We start from the raw sequence: 19427 nt of genomic DNA on the forward strand, positions 1-19427 counted from the left end.
TTTTAACTGTGTATTATTCTTTATCCGCTTTTGTTTTAAAACCAATAGGGTCGCGGGGTCTGGGGCGCATCTTTTCTTTATTGGATATCACATTTTGTGATTTCCAATCTTCCAGTTCCTCCACTGTTGCAATCGCTACCCCACCTATTCATTCCTCTACCCCAAAATGCATTACGGATATATCATATATTTCTCGCGCATTGTCTTATAGGCGGACAACCCGGGCTCCCAGGTTTTGCGGATATCAGCTTCGGAAGTTCCGGCGATAATCTGTTTTTTGAATTCATATACGCCGGCAAGCTTGTCAATGTCCCCTATCTGCGCGCTTTGAGACCTGTCGAAGAATTTTTGCTTGTCGGGATAGGCTTTATACAATTCCATCATCCATTGTATATTAATTTTTCTTTCTTTGATCAATCCCGAAAGATCAATATGCCTGAGGTCAAGTCCGTAACAGGCCTTGTTCATATGCAGCGGCGTTTCAGCCATACCTTTGATACTTACCGGCGTAAAACTAAAACTGTATTTCCCTTTGAGCGCCGGCGCTCCCAGCACGGTGAAGGGGAACTGCGTGCCCCTGCCCTGACTAACGATGGTCCCTTCAAACAAACACAAAGAGGGATACAGCAGGATGCTCTGTTGCGTATTTAAATTGGGCGAAGGTTTCACCGGCAACGTGTACATAGCATCATGATTGTAATTGGCCACCGGAATGACCCGGATTTTGCACTTCACTTTGTTGGCCAGCCAGCCCTCTCCATTGATCATACCGGCCAGCTCTCCTACTGTGAGCCCATGTGCAATAGGAATAGGATAGGCGCCAATGCCTGATTTTAAACGCATATCCAGGATGGGTCCATCCACGAGGTAACCGTTAGGGTTTGGCCGGTCGAGGATCAGCAATTCCTTATTATTCTCCGCGCAGGCCTCCATAATTTTTCCCAGCACATTGATATAGGTGTAGAACCTGCAGCCCACGTCCTGGATATCATAGATCATGATATCCACATCGGCCAGATCTTCCGGCGTGGGCTTGCTTTTATTGCCATACAATGAAATCACCGGAATGCCCGTTTTCGGATCTGTGGCATCGCCTACTTTAGCCCCTGCAGAAGCATCGCCCCGGAAACCATGTTCCGGGCCAAAAGCCTTCACCACTTTTATACCCCGGCCAATCAGGCTATCCACCAGGTGCGTGTTGCCAATCCGGGAAGTAGGGTTTGCAACGATGCCAACGCGTTTGTTTTTGAGGTAGTCGATGTAAAGTCCCGTCTGATCTGCCCCCGGCAGCAGGCTATAGACAAAATTTGAGTCTTTCGCTTTTACAAACGGATCGTGGGCGCTGGGTTTAACAGGACTGCAAGCTACCAACACAACAAATGAAAAAAGGAACAGGCTGATCATTTTCATATTAAAGCTTTTGACAAATATAGACACAATATCTTATCGATCTAATGTCTAGCGTCTCGAGTCTAACGTCTATTAATTACATTTGTCAATAAAACATTGCGCGATGCCCAAACCTGAAGTATATATCCTTTCCGCCATTCGTACGCCCATCGGCAGTTTTGGCGGTGTATTGAAAACCCTGAGCGCCGCGGAGTTGGGATCCATAGCCATTAAGGCTGCGGTAGAAAAAGCAGGCGTCGGACCTGAAAAGGTTCAGGATGTGCTGATGGGATGCGTGCTACAGGCCAACCTGGGGCAGGCCCCGGCCAGGCAGGCTGCAAAATTCGCGGGACTCCCCGATTCAGTCAACTGTACCACGATCAATAAGGTCTGCGCCAGCGGCATGAAAGCGGTCATGCTTGGCGCACAAAGTATTTTGCTGGGCGATGCGGATATCGTTGTTGCCGGTGGTATGGAAAGCATGTCCAATGTGCCTTACTACGCCGAGAGCCAGCGGTGGGGAAATAAATATGGGAATGTAATGCTGGTCGATGGACTGTCAAGAGACGGTCTCACAGATGTGTATGACGGTCAGGCCATGGGTATGGCCGCCGAACTCTGTGCGAGGGAATGTCAGGTTACCCGAAACGACCAGGATGCCTACGCGGTGGAGAGTTACCGGCGAAGCCAGGATGCCTGGAAAAAAGGTCTGTTTGAGGCCGAGGTGATTCCGGTTCCCGTACCGCAACGTAAAGGAGATCCTATCTACATTACTGAGGATGAGGAACCCTATAATGTGAAGTTTGACAAGATTCCATTGTTGAACCCCGCTTTCGTGAAAGATGGTTCTGTGACGGCGGCAAATGCGAGCACCATGAATGATGGTGCGGCAGCACTCGTGCTGGCAAGCGGAGAAAAAGTCATGGAACTCGGATTAAATCCCATCGCCAGGATATTGTCGTATGCAGATGCTGAACAGGAACCCAAATGGTTCACCACCACCCCATCTCTTGCTCTGCCCAAAGCTGTATCAAAAGCCGGACTGGAAATGGGTCAGATCGACTATTGGGAGATCAATGAAGCTTTCAGTGTGGTAGCTATTGAAAATATCAAAAGGATGGGACTCGACATTAGCAAAGTCAATGTAAACGGGGGCGCTGTTTCCCTCGGTCACCCACTCGGCGCGAGTGGTGCCAGAATCACGACGACGCTGATACATATTTTAAAACAAAATAATGCAAAGTTTGGCGCGGCGGGCATCTGCAATGGCGGAGGCGGTGCCAGCGCTATTGTTATCGAAAATCTGGGATGAGGGTTGGGTATTGGACACCCCTGCCTACCGGTTTACCTGCCGAAGGCTGGCACGCCCGCTCCGAATGAGTCTGGAGTCTTTCGGACCAGAAGGGGGATATTCATTTCAATCCCCGTCCGGTTTTAGATGGTGCTATGCAAATAACCAAACGAAAATTCAATGGCTTTACTGGTTTTGCCCCGCTATCGCGTTGATGATTTTTTCGGCGTGTTCCCTGGAATTTTCAATAAACAACCGGTGGGTATTCATACCACCGCAGATCACCCCAGCCAGGTAAATTCCTTTCACACTGGTCTCATGGGTTTCGGGATCCAAAATGGGACATTGCACTTCGTCATCACTTAAGGCAATATCCATGCTCCGCAGAAAATGCAGGTTTGGCTGATACCCCGTCGCGGCGACCACCCAATCGTTTTTCAGGGTTATTTGCCCATCGGGCGTATCAATATCCACTTCACCCGGTCGGATCTCCCGGACCGTTGAGTGGTAAAGAGCTTTTATAGATCCTTCCCTGATCCGGTTCTCAATATCGGGTTTGACCCAGTACTTCACCCTTTCGCCAATGCCCTCGCCCCGGATCACCATGGTCACCCTGGCACCTTTTCGCCAGGTCTCAAGCGCTGCATCCACCGCCGAATTCATCGCTCCCACCACGATGACATCCTGGAACGCGTAAAAATGCGGATCATTGTAATAGTGGGTCACTTTAGGCAGGTCCTCGCCAGGAACCTGCAGCCTGTAAGGGATATCGTAAAACCCTGTAGCCATAATAATCTGATCGCAGGTATAGTCCGCAAGGCTGGTGCTGACCCGGAAAAACACTTCCGTTTTTTTCACCGATCGCACTTCTTCAAATAAATGGATGTTCAGGTCATACACCAAAACTACCCGCCGATAATACTCCAGCGCTTCATTCCGGGTGGGCTTTGGGTGGATGGAAACAAAGGGAACCCCGCCAATTTCCAGCCGCTCCGATGTGGAAAAAAAAGTCATGTTTACGGGATAATGATAAAGCGAGTTTACCAGGCAGCCTTTTTCCAGCACCAGGTAATCGATTCCGGCTTTTTTAGCTTCAATGGCGCAGGCCAGCCCGATGGGACCTCCGCCGATTATGATAACGGGAATATGCTTCTCCATGGGGCAAAGATAAATATCCGCGCTGATGGAATGGGACCTCGGTTTAATGAGGACTTGCAAAATCGGGCAGACCAGGCTGCTGAGAAGGATGCCCCGTCATCTCCAATTTTACCCCGATTTTTTTTTGTGCGCCATCTCACTTAAATTTGCTGCTCTTAAAATAGACTAAAAAATATGGCAAGATCAATTGCATTCAGGGAAGCCCTCAGGGAGGCAATGAACGAGGAAATGAGAAGGGATAGCCGGGTTTTTCTGATGGGCGAGGAAGTTGCAGAATATAATGGAGCCTATAAAGTCAGCCAGGGTATGCTGGCGGAATTCGGCCCCAAACGTGTATTGGATACACCTATAACTGAACTGGGATTTACAGCGGTTGGCGTGGGCGCTGCACAAAACGGACTGAGACCAATCGTAGAGTTCATGACCTGGAACTTCGCGGTATTGGCGCTGGACCAGATCCTAAACACAGCCTCCAAGATGTTAGCCATGAGCGGCGGTCAGCTTTCCTGTCCTATCGTTTTCCGCGGTGGAAACGGATCAGCCGGACAATTGGGCGCCCAGCACTCAACGGCTTTTGAAGCACTGTATGCTAATATCCCGGGTATTAAAGTGGTATCTCCCAGCAACCCTTATGACGCGAAAGGTCTGTTGAAACAGGCCATCCGCTACGAAGAAGACCCCGTGATGTTTATGGAAAGTGAACAGATGTACGGTGACAAAATGGAGGTTCCTGAAGAAGAATATTATATTGAACTGGGCAAGGCAGATATTAAAAAAGCGGGGACGGATGTTACCCTGGTTTCGTATAATAAGATGATGAAAGTCGCGCTGGGAGCGGCCCAGGAGCTGGAAAAAGAAGGTATCAGCGCCGAGGTGATCGACCTGCGAACTATCAGACCGCTGGACCTGCCAACCATCGTGAACAGCGTTAAGAAGACCAACCGTTTAGTGATCGTTGAAGAGCAATGGCCTTTCGCATCGATATCGTCTGAAATTTCCTACAACATACAGAAAGATGCGTTCGATTACCTGGATGCGCCCATCAGGCGAATTACTGCAGCGGATGCACCCCTGCACTACGCGCATAACCTGGTAGCCGCCGCCTTACCCGATGTTCCTAGAACGGTGAAACTGGTTAAGGAAGTGATGTACCTGAAGAAATGAACCGGTTTCTTCAAAGCCTGGCCGGTAGCAGCATACCAGCAAGAACGGATACCGGATCAGCAATGCCGGAATGATAAAGTTTTTGAAAATCAGTACCTGTGCCACAAAGAAACAAGAATAGCTCAAACTCTGCAACGGTTCTTATCATTGATGATGAGAGGGCCATCCGGAAAACCCTTACCGAAATTCTCTCTTTTGAGGGATATAAGGTTGAAGAGGCTACTGATGGCGAAGAAGGACTGGACATATTCCATTCAAAAAAATTTGATGCCGTGCTCTGCGACATCAAGATGCCAAAACTTGACGGGCTTGAATTTTTGAAAAAAGTTTCAGAATCCGGATCAGACACTCCCATCATTATGATCTCCGGCCACGGCAATATTGAAACCGCCGTGGAAGCTGTAAAAAACGGCGCTTACGATTTCATTTCAAAACCACCGGATCTAAACCGACTGCTGATTACGCTGAGAAACGCCCTTGAGAAAGGTTCGCTGGTCACCGAAACTAAAGTGCTCAAACGGAAATTTTCCAAAGTACAGGAGATCGTTGGTAACTCGAAGCCCATTGCATTAATCAAAGAAACCATTGATAAGGTGGCGCCTACTGAAGCCCGTATCCTGATCACGGGAGAAAATGGCGTGGGTAAAGAACTTGTGGCCAGATGGCTTCACGAGAAGAGCAGTCGCGCAAACGGACCATTGGTAGAAGTGAATTGTGCCGCGATCCCGACCGAACTGATCGAATCTGAATTATTCGGCCATGAAAAAGGATCATTTACTTCAGCCGTCAAGCAAAGGATCGGAAAGTTTGAACAAGCCAATGGTGGCACGTTGTTCCTGGATGAAATTGGTGATATGAGCCTCAACGCACAGGCAAAAGTGCTGAGGGCCCTGCAGGAAGGAAAGATCACCAGGGTTGGCGCAGACCGGGATATCAGCGTGGATGTCCGCGTGGTGGCCGCCACCAACAAAGACCTGTTGGCCGAAGTAGAAGAAAAAAAATTCAGGCTTGACCTTTACCACCGCCTTAGCGTGATTTTAATTCATGTGCCTTCACTGAACGAAAGAAAAGACGATATTCCTTTGCTGGTAGATCAGTTCCTGACCGATGTCTGCACCGATTACGGCATTGCCAAAAAAGAAGTGAACCCTGCTGCGATTCTGGCTCTTCAGGATTACGACTGGACCGGCAACATTCGCGAATTGCGAAACGTGGTGGAGCGCTTGATCATACTAAGTGGAAAAATCATCACTGAAGACGACGTGAAGAATTACGTGATTCCCCGGTAGATGAATTTTTGCTGAACAGAATAACTGACTGCCAACCTATTTGCTACAAATTTGTTAGAAAGGGGAATTCATCTATATGCACAAACCCCTATTTTCCATTTTAGAACTCGCACTGATCACTGAAGGAGGCTCTGCTTCCCAGTCATTTCATCATGCGCTTGACCTGGCGCAGTTTGCAGAACAATTAGGCTATCAAAGATTCTGGTTTGCTGAACACCATAATATGAAGGGCGTAGCCAGTAGCGCACCTCAGATCCTGATTGGATATGTTGCCGGTGGTACAAAAAAAATCAGCGTCGGTTCCGGTGGCATCATGCTGCCGAACCACGCGCCCTTGGTTATTGCTGAGCAATTTGGTACCCTGGACACACTTTACCCGGGTAGAATAGACCTCGGTCTTGGAAGGGCGCCGGGCACGGATCCGCTAACGGCAAATGCACTTCGGAGAAACCGCTTTGCTGCGGAGCATTTCCCTGAGATGGTGTTGGAACTGATGGCTTACGTGGACGGAGCGAACGATCGCTCTCCCATCAAAGCCAATCCCGGCGAGGGTTTGCGAACGCCGGTCTGGATTCTGGGTTCCAGCACCGAAAGCGCTGCACTAGCCGCGCATCTTGGCCTCCCCTATGCTTTTGCCACACATTTTGCACCCACACAATTTGAAGCGGCCCTGCATATCTATCGGAAAAATTTCAAGCCATCTGAGAGCCTGTCCAAACCATACGTGATGCCCTGTATAAACATAGTTGCGGCTGAAGAGCAGGCCGAGGCGGAATGGCTGGCCAGTTCGATGTATCAGATGTTTATGGGCGTTATTACCGGCGAATCCAGGCTACTGGCGCCTCCCGTGAAGAACATGAACCAGGTTTGGGATGAATATCACCAAGCGGTGATCAAGGAGATGCTTCGTTACTCTTTTATTGGCGATGAAGAGAAAGTCGCCAAATCACTGGAAGCGTTTATCCGTCAATTTGAACCCGACGAGATCATGATCTCGGGGAATATCTACGACCACGCCGCCAGGCGCAAATCTTTTGAAATAGTCAGCCGGATCTTTGCCGGAATGGAAGAGAGAAAAACGGTCAGGTTATAAGCGGCAACAGCCAGGTTATTCTAACAGAAGCAAGCGCGTTAATTAACGTGCTCTTTGTCTTAATTGTTTTCGAAATTCCAGGCAGAATCAACGCTACCTCAAACGCCCCGGGTTTTCTCACCTACGAACCAGTGTTCTTTGTCGCGGAAGAGGACATTGAAGGTGGTTAGTGTGCCATAACACCTCGTAATATATTGCTGTATATTGACCTTGTCTTCATCAGTTAGGTTTTTATGGCTGTTGATATTCTGCTCCAGCACCCGGAGGCGATCGCGCAGCATGACCACCTTATGAAAAAAATCGTCGATGGGGATTTCCTTCGGCTTCAGACTTTTATCAGCCGGTTGCAGCAACATCATGCCCCCTTTCCACCGGTCACTCAACGGGACCGTTTCAGTGATGCCGCCCCATAACCTCAGGATCTTTAGCAGTGACTTCTCTACTTCGGAAGTTGTCTCAATTTCAACCGTTACGTTTTCGGCAATGATTTCATCCAGCGCAGGATCATTCTTGTCGATCTCCTTCAATCCCGAATGAATAAAAGAAATAATATACGTCGCATACTTCACGCCCACGATCACACCCGGCCCATGCTGGGTGTGCTGTAACCTTGTTCCGATACCTAGCTTTTCCTGCTCCATTTTAATCTTCGAAATATTATATTAGTAAATATATCCAGCTAACCCGGAGAAAAACTTTACCTATCCTGGTTTGATCTAAAAATCAAACTAGTAACATATCAAAAACATCACTATTTCGTTACTATTTTACTCTCTTCTTCAGGTCTTCGACCCGGATCGTCATCATCCGCCCCATAGGATGCTTACCCCGGTAGGAGATCACCTTGAACAACCGGGCATCCGTCGGTATAACCAGCGGCTCCTTATATTTGGGGTAAAACCTGTCGGGCTCTGAATTATCAAAACTGTAATACAGATCCAATCCATCGATTTCTGTCGATAAGGAAATCTCATACTTGTCGGCACTCGCTTTTTTCACCCCAATGATCGGATCGTAGATGGCTGGTGAGTACTTGATCTGAGACTGATCCAGCCTTTTGAAATGAGTTTCGGTTTTTGTCACGAAATGATTCCAGTTCTTGTTCTTCGCGGGCGACCAAACGCTTTCGGCGATGGCGAAGCCCCTGGGCCAGGTCATATATTCAGCCTGCCGGAAGGTATAAACCTGCTCGGTCCAAAGATTTGCCTGTCCGCCTAAAATATAAGCCGCATTGGCCCCAGAAGGTACCGGTTCAAAGCTGTAGGTCTTATTCAATCGTAAAGAAGCATAGACGGGTGGTTCGGTTGACCGGTCGCCCTGCATATAATCGATATAGGTGAACTCTGTTGGGCTCATCACCACAAAATGACCGCTCTTGGAAGCTTCGATACCAGACTTCATCCCGCGCCAGCTCATCACCGCTGCGGTAGGTGAGATACCGCCTTCCATAATCTCGTCCCAGCCCATCATCTTTTTTCCCTTGGCGTTGACAATTTTCTCCAGCCTCTTTTCAAAATAAGCCTGCACCTGCGGGATGGTTTTCAGTCCCTCCCGTTCCATCAGCGCCTTTACCTGGCTGCTTTTTTCCCAGAAATTATGAGGCGCTTCGTCGCCGCCAACATGAATATATTCAAAAGGAAAAAGCTGCGCTATTTCGGTCATGACCTTATCCATGAACGTATAAACTTTTTCATTGGCCGGACAAAGCGTGTTATCAACCAGTGCAATGGGTGGTGCGCCATGCGACCAGTCCATGAAAGGCTCACCAGCGCGTACGGTGTATTTATCTGCCCCTTCCGTACAGGAAAGGTCGGGGTAGGAAGCGATGGCCGCCATGCTATGCCCGGGTACGTCAATTTCGGGTAGAATATTCACAAACCGCGCAGCCGCATAAGCCACCAGTTCCCTGATCTGATCCTGGGTATAAAAACCTCCATAGGTCTTTGGCTCCGATGGCAGCGGTGGTGTGAAAGTTCCAAAATCCCCTACCTTGTTTACCCGCCAGGCGCCCACTTCTGTCAGTTTAGGCAGACTCTTGATCTCCACGCGCCATCCCTCATCATCGGTCAGGTGCATGTGCAGCATGTTGTATTTGTATTTTACCATGGCGTCGATATACTGTTTCACTTCAGCCAGGGTAAAGAAATGCCTCGACACATCGAGCATCAACCCCCTCCAACCCAGCCTGGGATAATCAAGTATGTCCACCGCAGGAACCTGCCAGCTAATATTTTTCACCACCTGGTTACCTTCAATTTCTGGTGGCAGCAACTGCAGAAAGCTTTGCACTCCGTAAAACAAGCCAGCGGGTTTATTGGACCGGATGGTCACACCCTGACCGTTGACGGAAAGCGTATAACCTTCGTTACCCAGACGTTTATCCGCAACGGTATTCAGCATTAATTTGATGGAAGCTGCACCGGATAAACCTTTTGAGACCTGCACCGGATAGCCGGTGGCAACTGACAGTCTGGATTTTAATAATTCAATCGTCGTGTTTAACGAGCGATCCGCGGGGGCGCTGATCGTCAGTTTTTTTGGCAGGACAAAACTCCCGCTTTTCTTCTGAATAGAGACGGGTTCGGGGATAATAGAAATTTGGCCTGGGGTTGATTGTGCGGTGGTTGCAATACTAGCTGCAAGCATCAGCATGACAAGGATTACCGGTTTCATATTCGCAAATTAGGGTTTATTTTAGATGGGTAAATATAGGAAGGATCAGGCTAACAGCCATAAAACCCGGCTGATGAAATACAGATTCTCTGTTCAGATGCCGACCGCCCGCCTTAGTTCTTTCACAGCAGATGCCTCCACGGAGTAATGATCATTCTCCTTATCGCCAGCAAATGCCGGTGGAAAAAATTCCATCCTGCTTGCGACCAGCGACCTCAGGGAGCTGTGGAACTCATGGCATCCCGTAGCGTCGGCCAGTTGGCGGATATTGGACGCACGCACGCCGCTGCCGGGCATGATCACGATCCTGCCGTCTGCCTGGCTGTTCAACTTACTGATCAGGTCCACCGCCCCGGGCGCCGTTTTCTGCTGGCCGCTGGTCAGGATCCGTTCGCACCCGACGTCAACAAGCTGTTCAAGGGCTTCAAAGGGATCGCGACATCGATCAAAAGCGCGGTGAAAGGTAACGCCCATCGGTTGGGCAGCCTCAACCACCCTGCGGGTCTTTTCAAGATCTATATTTCCATGCCGATCCAGAAACCCCACCACTACGCCATCACAGCCCAGTTGTCGGCAGATATTAACATTTTCCAGCATGCATTCAAACTCATCGTCCGTGTATAAAAAATCGCCGCCGCGCACCCGGATGATCGGGTAGATTTTTACTTGAAAATGTTCCCTGCATTTTTTGATCACGCCATAAGACTGGGTGGTTCCCCCTTCGCCCAGGTTAGCACAAAGCTCAATCCGGTCGGCGCCCCCCTCCACCGCCTGCCGGGTGGATTCGAAATCCGTCGTTGCAATTTCAATGCGTTTCTGTTGCTCCATATTCACTGGATATATTATATTTTTATTAATCCAAAAATCTCCTTCATGTGTACCGATTCATCAAAAAAATTGATCAGCAAATTTACACCTGCAGCCCATCGACCTAATCATTACATCGCATCACGATATTCCTATCTCTTTCTATCTACTTAAACCAACTTTTTGCAGGTATCAGTTTCTCCGCTGTTGCAGTCTTCAACGCATAGCTGAAGCCCGGGTGAATGGCAAAAGAACCCACGGTCCCATTCCGGCTTACCGCCAAAAATGCCACCTGGATTTTTTTTGCATCCGCCCCTTTGATCCGTACGATCCTTTCAATGATCCTCCGGCAGGCCGCTTCAGGTCCGTACCCCTGCCGCATCGCCTCGACTACGCTGTGCGAACCGGCCACCCGGATCACATCCTCACCCTGGCCGGTCGAGGTACAGGCGCCCACCTCATTATCTACATATAATCCCGCACCAATGATAGGCGAGTCTCCCACCCTACCACGCATCTTAAAGCCCATGCCGCTGGTTGTGCAACTGCCGCTAAGGTTTCCCTGTGCATCCATCGCCAGCATACCGATCGTATCGTGATTCCATTCGCCTCCGGGAAGCTGATCCGGCGCAAAGGGGCCATGGCCGCGGGTTTCCCGGTTGATAGCCGGTTCATACCGGGAATTCTTCAGCCATTCTTTATAAGCCTTCTCCGCATCAGCCGATAATTTTTGCGGTTCCAGGGGAAACCCTTCCGCCACGGCAAATTGCTGAGCGCCGCTTCCCACCAGCATTACATGCGGTGTCTTTTCCATCACCCTTCTGGCGACAGATATCGGGTGTTTGATCCTTTCCAGGAATGCCACACTCCCACATTGGAACCGGTGGTCCATGATGGAAGCATCCAGCGTTACAAACCCGTCCCGGTCGGGGTTAGCGCCAAGTCCCACGCAGCAGTTGATCGAGGCTTCGGTCACCATAACCCCTTTCTCAACCGCATCGAGGGCGCTGCCCTTTGCCGACAATACCGCCCAGGCGCCTTTGTTTGCCGCCAGGCCCGCATCCCAGGTGGATACAACCAAGGGGCCGCGAGGGGCCGTCAGCAGCGGGTTCCCGGCGCTGCCCGTCTTGGAGATCAATGCGCCTAAAGCGCCCAGCCCTGTTAATCCCAGAAATCCTTTTCGGCTGATCATAGTATTGATTTTAAAACGAAAGTAGTATATATCACCAAAATCCTGAGTGGCACCTTCATTAAAAAAGCGGGTGAGATTTCGCGGTTCGCCTGATTTGTATATATTTATAAACCAAATCCCCTGTCAGGTGTTAAGGGAAAAGGCAATTATGAACATAGAAATTATCTCCGGGAGCGGAAGAGAAAACAGCATTACCATCAGGGTGGCCTATGCCCTTCAAAACTGGCTGCGGGAACAAACCAAACACCAGATTGGTCTGATTGACTGTTCCACGATCAATCTGCCCGTTCTGCAATCGGTCATCAAATCGGTGGATACGGCGCCACCTGAATTCAGGGAACTGACCCATCGAATATTTTCTGCGGATGCATTTATCTGGGTGACCCCCGAATATAACGGCAGCTATTCGCCAGCTCTGAAAAACCTGGTGGATCATTTCCCAAAACAATTGCATAAACCGATCGGCATCGTAACCGCATCCAACGGCTCCCTGGGAGGCATGCGGGCTGCTCAGCAGATGATCTTACTGGCAACGGCCATTTTTGCAATCCCCTCACCACAACTGCTGATAGTTCCGCATGTAGATAAGAAGTTTGATGCTTCTGGTAAATTACTGGATGATAATTTCTACAGGAACATCCACAATTTCGTGTCTGAATTTGTATGGCTGGCGGAAAAGCTCTCTTAGCAGACCAGTAACGGCTTTCGTTTTCAGTGCATTTCTATAAACTCCCGGAGTAGGCGCCGGTAGTGATATTTGATTTTTCTCTTCATAAATCCCGACCACCCAAAAACATATCCTGTTATCCCGTAGTTTTTAGCCAGCCAGGTACTTAACCGGTAGCCGTCACTATGTTCTGTAATCAGACCATCGCTAATTTTCATGTATGCCATAGCCTCGTATCGGACCACGCGCTGAAAGGGTTCAAAGTAGTAGGTTGCCGACCAGGGGCAGGAGATATATTCATGGTCCAGTTCCTTTACCGGACCGAAATTAAGTTGCATATCCCGCGATCCGGTGCAGATCAATTCCCGGTAATGTAGCACCACGTCACCCTCCAGTATTCCCGCGATGGGATCATTATAAATAATACCTGGTGCGCAGCAGTCATTCATTGCACGATAGTCGAGGTTTTTGAACGCCTCAAAGAAGCGGGCCGTTAATTCACTATTTACCATGTCGGGTCTGTTAGTAACGTCCAAAAGAAATCAAAAATTCCCGTATTTTAAAAAATCGCACAAAAAACAATCGTTTGCACTGGCTGATCCAAAATCTCAAGCCGAATTTATTGTATCTTGGCGGGGTAAAACAAACCAATTATGTCGAAACCAGGCCTTTTAATTGCTTTAAGTATTATTTTTTCGCTCCAACTGACCGCCCAGGATATTCAGATAGTTCCCAGGCCGGCTTCAGTGACACCAAAGATGGGCAGTTTTGAGCTAAATAGCCAGACCCCCATCATCGTAAAGGGTGAGAAAGACCAGTTGTCTGCCGATTTTCTCAACCAGTACCTATCCACCTATTACGGATTTAAATTACCTGTAAGGCACCAGGGCAATGTAGGCATCCTGATTAATACGGAATCAAATGAGCGCGACCGGGACGGATACACGCTGGATGTGCTGAGCAATGTGATCCGGATCAAAGGATACACCGATGCCGGTACGTTTTACGGTATCCAGTCCCTGATCCAGTTATTGCCCGTTGAGAAATCCACGGCTTTATCTATTCCGGCTGTCAGCATTGCAGATGAACCTGCCTACAACTACCGCGGTATGCACCTGGACGTTTGCAGGCATTTTATGCCACTTGATTTTATTAAAAAATATATCGACTACATCGCCTTACATAAAATGAACTATTTTCACTGGCATCTCACCGATGACCAGGGCTGGCGGATCCAGATCAAAAAATATCCGAAACTCACGACAGTAGGCGCATGGCGGAACGGTACCATCATTGGTAACTTCCCCGGCACCGGCAACGATGGGATCCGCACCGGTGGATTCTATACGCAAAAAGAAGTGAAGGAGATCGTGGATTATGCTGCTAAAAGATTTGTAACGGTGGTGCCTGAGATTGAACTTCCGGGTCATTCATCCGCAGCAATCGCTGCTTATCCCTACCTGAGCTGCTTTCCCAAAAAATCGACCGAAATACCCAAGGGTGTAACCTGGAGCGGTTCAAAAAACGGGAAACAGGTTCAGCAAGCCTGGGGCGTATTTGATGATGTGTATTGCGCTGGAAAAGAATCCACTTTTAAATTCCTGGAAAACGTGCTGGATGAGGTCATCCCGCTCTTCCCTTCCAAATATATCCATATCGGTGGCGATGAATGTCCCAAGGAATATTGGAAACAGTGTCCTAGCTGCCAGGCGAGAATAAAGAAACTCGGATTAAAAAACGAGCATGAACTGCAGAGTTATTTTGTGCAGCGGATCGAAAAATACCTGAATAAAAAGGGCAAGACCATTATCGGTTGGGATGAGATCCTGGAAGGCGGACTGGCACCCAACGCGATCGTGATGAGCTGGCGGGGTGAACAGGGTGGCATAACTGCAGCCCGCCAGAAACACCAGGTGATCATGACGCCTAACAATTATGTTTACTTCGACTACCAACAGGCTAAAATGGATGATTCCATAACGATCACTAATAACAAGAGCTTCGTGCCCATCGAGAAAGTGTATGGCTGGGACGTTACCCCGGGAGATCTGAAGCCGGATGAAAGAGGGTATATCCTGGGTGGACAGGCAAATCTGTGGACTGAGTATATAAAGAATCCATCGAAGGTTGAATACATGATCTTCCCCAGGATGGCGGCGCTCAGTGAAGCTCTATGGACGCCGAAAGCCGATCGCACATGGGATGATTTCCAAAAGCGACTCCAAACTCAGAAAAAAAGATATGATCTTTGGGGCGCTAACTATTATGGCAAGCAACATTAATTATTATTTATAATATATAAACTTTATCCATGTTAAAGAAACAAACGGAAAGCAGTAACTCATTAACCAGCCTGGAAAAAATCGATGTGGATATTTATCCCGACATGAAGGCCGGTTCAATGGCTATTGCAAAAGTTATCGCTAACCTGATTAGGCAAAAGCAAAAGAACAAACAAAAATGTGTGCTGGGCCTGGCTACCGGGTCAAGCCCGAAGATGGTCTATGCCGAGTTGGCAAGAATGCACCGCGAGGAGAAGCTCAGTTTTAAGAATGTGATCACCTTCAACCTGGATGAGTACTATCCCCTTCCTAAGACGGCGCCCCAGAGTTATTATAGTTTCATGTACAACAACCTGTTCTCGCACGTCGACATCGATCCAAAGAATGTTCACATTCCCAATGGCGAGATCGAGAAAGATCAGATCAAAGCGTTCGCGGCTGATTATGAGAAAGAAATTGAAAAGGCTGGTGGTATAGATCTGCAGGTGCTTGGCATCGGCAACAACGGTCATATCGGGTTCAATGAACCGGGGTCTGGTATTTATACAAAGACCCGGCTCATCAGCCTTACACCTTCCACGAGGTATGCCAACTCCTATGAGTTCTCTAATGTTTCGCAGGTGCCCCGCATGGCCATTACCATGGGGATCAGCACGATCCTGAAATCAAAACAGATCCTGCTTATGGCCTGGGGCGGATCCAAAGCAGCAGCGGTGAAGAAAGCCGTTGAAGATGATGATTCCGATGCAGTGCCTGCTTCATTTTTGCAGAATCATGACAACGTAAAATTTTATGTAGATGAAACGGCTGCTACTGAACTCACCCGGATCAAATCGCCCTGGCTGACCGGCGAAGTGGACTGGACGCCAAAGCTCCTGAAGAAAGCGGTGATCCAGTTGGCGCTGAAACTAAAGAAGACGATACTCAGCCTGACCAATGAAGACTATTACGAAAACGGGTTAAGTGAACTGCTGGTTGAAAAAGGCGATGCCTCCGATATCAACCTGCAGGTGTATTATATGCTGCGTGATATTATTACCGGCTGGCCGGGAGGTAAGCCCAACGTGAATATGCCGCAGCTTCCGGAGCGGTCGGAACCCTATCCCAAAAGAGTGCTCGTCTTCTCACCCCATCCCGATGACGATATCATCAGCATGGGCGGGACGTTCCAAAGGCTTCACGACCAGGGACATGATGTGCATGTTGGTTATCAGACATCGGGCAACATCGCGGTGACGGATGAATTTGTGACCAGGTTCCTGGACTTCGCGGTAGGTTTTATGGACATTGCAAAGATCGATTCTGATAAACCGGAGAAAATTCTGGCACAGGCCAATAAATTCATTGCCAATAAACAGCCCAACCAGGTTGACAGCACCACGATCCGGGCGATTAAAGGTCTGATCCGCCGCGGCGAGGCCAGGGCCACCTGCCGGTACATCGGCATTAAGGAAGAGAATATACATTTTCAGAATCTTCCTTTTTACGAGACCGGGAAAATAGAAAAGAATCCACTTGGTGAAAAAGATATCAAGCTGACCATGGAGTTGCTGCGCGAGGTAAAACCCCACCAGGTGTTCTGCGCTGGTGATTTTGCAGATCCGCATGGCACGCACCTGGTTTGCTTTAATGCCGTGTTCTTCGCGCTGCAAAGGATCAAGGCTGAAGGTGATGAATGGATCAAGGATTGCTGGTTGTGGCTTTACAAAGGCGCCTGGCAGGAGTGGAATATTGAAGACATTGAAATGGCAATTCCCATGAGTCCGGCACAGGTGCTCAAAAAACGTTTTGGTATTTTCATTCACCAGTCGCAGAAGGATGCCGTTCCATTTCAGGGTACGGATACCAGGGAGTTCTGGCAAAGGGCTGAGGAACGCAATGCTAACACAGCCAAAATATTCGCCGATCTGGGCCTCACCCATTACGCGGGTATGGAAGCGTTTGTGAAATGGGATTTTTAGGGAAAGACAATAGATACTAGATATTAGACGTTAGATATATGTGTCTTGTCCGAACGTACCATTAGGTACACGCGTCGGGGCGAAGTGCGACCTGAATCCGCCTATGGACATTGTTTCATAAAACATTGAAATTCTGAAAAACGTCAATTGACACGGGCGCGGTTTTAGGGGAAGCTTACAATGGGGAGTATCCCGTTAAGTGTGTAAGTTAAAAAACGAGTCTTACTGATTTGATTTTTTAACTTTAAACACAATATGAACAAATGAAAGCAGAAGATTTTTTGTCCGACGACTTTTTGAAGCAGTTCAAGACCGGTGATCAACTCAATGATTTTCTGGCCAGTATCCAGAAGCGAGCGATTGAAAAGATGCTTGAGGGCGAACTGGATGACCACCTGGGCTATGAAAAGCCTTGAACCTCTGCTCCTTCAGAACTCATATCATCTAAATCGTAAGTTATAGTGGTGTCACATTTACTAACGATGGAAGAATTGTGCTTTATCCCGCAATAATTTACCGTATCGTTTTTTATCTTTTTCAACTCGGCCATTCGGTTTGGCTTCCCCGCGTCATTATTACCACATCCTGCACTCGCAATCAGTAACAGCAGTACAATGAACTTACTTTGGTGCAAAAGTGTTAATTTCATAAACATCTGGCGACGTAAAACTTTTTATTTTCAATTCCATATTAACTAAGTTTACCAGAGCTTCCAAATTGATTTTGCTGGCGTAATGCTTAAATGTGCATTGTTTTGCCACAGCCCTTGAGGCACTGATCGTGATTGAAAGTTAGATTGTGCATTATTTTTTAAAGAGCAAAAGAGCAAACTCGTTGTCTGATAATAAAGCATAATTATTATTATTCAAATAAAAGAGAATATATCGATTGTTTGTATATTCAAAATCATTTGGTCGACCAACTGAATAATAAAAATAGGTATCTTTTTTACTTATTAGAGATTGCAAGGTCTTACTAATTTCACAGCCTCCTCCTTTTTCTTTAAAACAATCCTCAATATTGTCAGTTGGATACTTTCTTAAGATTTCGTTATCAACAATATTTTTTATTCTTCTTTTTGAAGATAAAAATATGGTATCATTTTTTTCCTCACTACAGATCAATAACTGATTTTTTGAAGGGCGCAATAAAAATCTCGCATTTTTATATTTTCTTTCTATTGATTTAATATCATATTGAGGACTTAAAACTCCAGTTTCCAACAAAGTAGTTTTAATGGCAGTTAATTGTAAAGCAATTTTTTTTTGTCCATTACAAGTTATATTGACAGACAACAAAAAAATTATTATAATATAAGAATATTTCATTTTTTCTCTTTTTCTTTCTTTTCACGATCTTCTCTCTCTTTCTGAAGTGGAGTTAAAAAGTCTAAAACTCTCTGCAAATCCTTTCCGTTTAGAACGTCAAAATGAATATATTTTCCATTTGTATAGAGGATATTCTCTGCATACCTCCTTTTTTTAATCCCTTCACCCCCTCCCATAAATTGAAAGAAAATATTCCCACGGCTAAATTTAGAACCATCTTCAGTATACTGCTTCAACTTCCCTGGCCCCATATTAAATGCAGCATCATAAAGTGCACCCCTTTCATTCTCTGATAAATCATAATCTTTTAAATACGCATCTGATTGTTTAATAATACTCTCACTTTCTGTTTCAAATAATGATTGAGCTTCTCTATCAGTAATTGTACTGCCAACCTTATATTTTTCGCCTTTTTTAATCAGGTGTCCATATCCAATTGTAGGATTACCTAGATGGTCTAGATAGCCAACATGGTCACCATTCTTATCTAATTTAACACCCTCATATGCCTTTTTAAAAGCAGTAAGAGAAGGAGCTATTTCCCTTCCATAGTAGTATGCTGCTTTACCTCCATGATTGGACGATAATAAATATCCGGATCCCAAAGGTCCGTTTCTTTCAAGATTAGTACTTGATACAGTTATTTGTTTTAAATCAAAAACATATTGAAAATGTATTTTTTCTAATCCTTCTAATTCTACGTGAGTCGTTACCTTGTTTTCGCTAAATGAATAGGTAGAATTAAACTCATACTTATCACTAAGAGGGTCTATCTCAATAAACCTTCCAATCTGCGGATCATGATTGCGGTACTTAAAGCTGTAATAGCTCAGTCCCAGGTCATCATCAAATTTTTGCCCCTGGAATGTTTTATCCTTATTCCGTAAAGATGGGATTGGATTGCTTGTAGATATTCCCTTTTGTATCAATCCGAACGGATAGTAATGCGTTTCTTCCAGCACGTTACCATTCTCATCCAGCATCATGCGAACATTACCCAAATGATCTTTCAGAAAGTAATCGTATTTCCATGCCCCGGATTCCAGCCTTGCCCTACCTTCTTCAGTATTTACGAACTGCAAAGCATTATTTTCAAAGATCAAATTGCCGAGGTATACGGTGACTTTCTGGGG

At 47.1% G+C, this 19427-nt stretch carries 17 protein-coding genes; 8 read left to right on the plus strand and 9 right to left on the minus strand.

Going from position 1 to position 19427, the window contains the following annotated elements; translation table 11 throughout:
• Positions 1 to 171 precede the first annotated feature (171 nt).
• Positions 172 to 1410 carry an exo-beta-N-acetylmuramidase NamZ family protein gene (locus tag AC3WS5_RS14600; RefSeq protein ID WP_492468137.1) on the minus strand — a complete coding sequence of 413 codons (1239 nt, stop codon included), beginning with the start codon at positions 1408 to 1410 and terminating at the stop codon, positions 172 to 174.
• A gap of 103 nt (positions 1411 to 1513) precedes the next feature.
• Between AC3WS5_RS14600 and AC3WS5_RS14605 the strand changes: the two genes are divergently transcribed.
• Positions 1514 to 2701, plus strand: a complete 1188-nt coding sequence (locus AC3WS5_RS14605; protein ID WP_492468138.1) for an acetyl-CoA C-acyltransferase — start codon at positions 1514 to 1516, stop codon at positions 2699 to 2701.
• Positions 2702 to 2866: 165 nt separating this feature from the next.
• On the opposite strand, the gene AC3WS5_RS14610 is transcribed toward AC3WS5_RS14605, so the two are convergent.
• Positions 2867 to 3838 (minus strand): YpdA family putative bacillithiol disulfide reductase, encoded by a 972-nt coding sequence (locus tag AC3WS5_RS14610; protein ID WP_492468139.1) that lies wholly within the window; start codon positions 3836 to 3838, stop codon positions 2867 to 2869.
• A 174-nt stretch (positions 3839 to 4012) separates the two neighbouring features.
• Between AC3WS5_RS14610 and AC3WS5_RS14615 the strand changes: the two genes are divergently transcribed.
• The 3 genes from AC3WS5_RS14615 to AC3WS5_RS14625 all read left to right on the plus strand — a co-directional run bounded on the left by AC3WS5_RS14615 (position 4013) and on the right by AC3WS5_RS14625 (position 7384).
• Positions 4013 to 5002, plus strand: a complete 990-nt coding sequence (locus AC3WS5_RS14615) for a pyruvate dehydrogenase complex E1 component subunit beta (protein ID WP_492468140.1) — start codon at positions 4013 to 4015, stop codon at positions 5000 to 5002.
• Positions 5003 to 5100: 98 nt separating this feature from the next.
• Positions 5101 to 6291: a sigma-54-dependent transcriptional regulator gene (locus tag AC3WS5_RS14620; protein ID WP_492468141.1), complete on the plus strand. Its 1191-nt coding sequence runs from the start codon at positions 5101 to 5103 to the stop codon at positions 6289 to 6291.
• Positions 6292 to 6367: 76 nt separating this feature from the next.
• Positions 6368 to 7384 carry an LLM class flavin-dependent oxidoreductase gene (locus AC3WS5_RS14625; protein WP_492468142.1) on the plus strand — a complete coding sequence of 339 codons (1017 nt, stop codon included), beginning with the start codon at positions 6368 to 6370 and terminating at the stop codon, positions 7382 to 7384.
• Positions 7385 to 7482: 98 nt separating this feature from the next.
• Here the strand turns inward: AC3WS5_RS14625 and AC3WS5_RS14630 are convergent, their stop codons facing one another.
• The 4 genes from AC3WS5_RS14630 to AC3WS5_RS14645 all read right to left on the minus strand — a co-directional run bounded on the left by AC3WS5_RS14630 (position 7483) and on the right by AC3WS5_RS14645 (position 12056).
• Entirely contained in the window at positions 7483 to 8025 is a 543-nt protein-coding gene (locus AC3WS5_RS14630) for a DUF8685 domain-containing protein (protein WP_492468143.1), read from the minus strand.
• A 121-nt stretch (positions 8026 to 8146) separates the two neighbouring features.
• Positions 8147 to 10057 carry a beta-N-acetylhexosaminidase gene (locus AC3WS5_RS14635; RefSeq protein WP_492468144.1) on the minus strand — a complete coding sequence of 637 codons (1911 nt, stop codon included), beginning with the start codon at positions 10055 to 10057 and terminating at the stop codon, positions 8147 to 8149.
• A 93-nt stretch (positions 10058 to 10150) separates the two neighbouring features.
• Entirely contained in the window at positions 10151 to 10885 is a 735-nt protein-coding gene (locus AC3WS5_RS14640; protein ID WP_492468145.1) for a copper homeostasis protein CutC, read from the minus strand.
• A 145-nt stretch (positions 10886 to 11030) separates the two neighbouring features.
• Positions 11031 to 12056, minus strand: coding sequence for an isoaspartyl peptidase/L-asparaginase family protein (locus tag AC3WS5_RS14645; protein WP_492468146.1), 1026 nt, complete (start codon positions 12054 to 12056; stop codon positions 11031 to 11033).
• Positions 12057 to 12204: 148 nt separating this feature from the next.
• Here AC3WS5_RS14645 and AC3WS5_RS14650 point away from each other — a divergent pair, with 148 nt between their 5' ends.
• Positions 12205 to 12744 (plus strand): NADPH-dependent FMN reductase, encoded by a 540-nt coding sequence (locus AC3WS5_RS14650; RefSeq protein ID WP_492468147.1) that lies wholly within the window; start codon positions 12205 to 12207, stop codon positions 12742 to 12744.
• A gap of 23 nt (positions 12745 to 12767) precedes the next feature.
• Here the strand turns inward: AC3WS5_RS14650 and AC3WS5_RS14655 are convergent, their stop codons facing one another.
• Positions 12768 to 13235, minus strand: coding sequence for a nuclear transport factor 2 family protein (locus tag AC3WS5_RS14655; RefSeq protein ID WP_492468148.1), 468 nt, complete (start codon positions 13233 to 13235; stop codon positions 12768 to 12770).
• 141 nt (positions 13236 to 13376) lie between these two features.
• Between AC3WS5_RS14655 and AC3WS5_RS14660 the strand changes: the two genes are divergently transcribed.
• From AC3WS5_RS14660 to AC3WS5_RS14670, 3 genes are all read left to right on the plus strand, one after another.
• Positions 13377 to 15005, plus strand: coding sequence for a beta-N-acetylhexosaminidase (locus tag AC3WS5_RS14660; protein ID WP_492468149.1), 1629 nt, complete (start codon positions 13377 to 13379; stop codon positions 15003 to 15005).
• Positions 15006 to 15034: 29 nt separating this feature from the next.
• On the plus strand, positions 15035 to 16966 hold the full coding sequence (nagB, locus tag AC3WS5_RS14665) for a glucosamine-6-phosphate deaminase (protein ID WP_492468150.1): 1932 nt from the start codon (positions 15035 to 15037) through the stop codon (positions 16964 to 16966).
• 263 nt (positions 16967 to 17229) lie between these two features.
• On the plus strand, positions 17230 to 17382 hold the full coding sequence (locus AC3WS5_RS14670; RefSeq protein ID WP_492468151.1) for a hypothetical protein: 153 nt from the start codon (positions 17230 to 17232) through the stop codon (positions 17380 to 17382).
• Positions 17383 to 17769: 387 nt separating this feature from the next.
• Here AC3WS5_RS14670 and AC3WS5_RS14675 read toward each other — a convergent pair whose 3' ends face one another.
• Together AC3WS5_RS14675 and AC3WS5_RS14680 are read right to left on the minus strand one after the other, a co-directional pair.
• A complete protein-coding gene (locus AC3WS5_RS14675) occupies positions 17770 to 18294 on the minus strand; it encodes a hypothetical protein (RefSeq protein ID WP_492468152.1) in 525 nt (174 codons plus the stop codon).
• Positions 18291 to 19427, minus strand: a 1137-nt coding sequence (locus AC3WS5_RS14680; RefSeq protein WP_492468153.1) for a glycoside hydrolase family protein, incomplete at its 5' end; no start/stop codon positions are given. The genes AC3WS5_RS14680 and AC3WS5_RS14675, both read right to left, overlap by 4 nt.

Source organism: Niabella sp. CPT15-335-S11 (genome assembly GCF_058792415.1).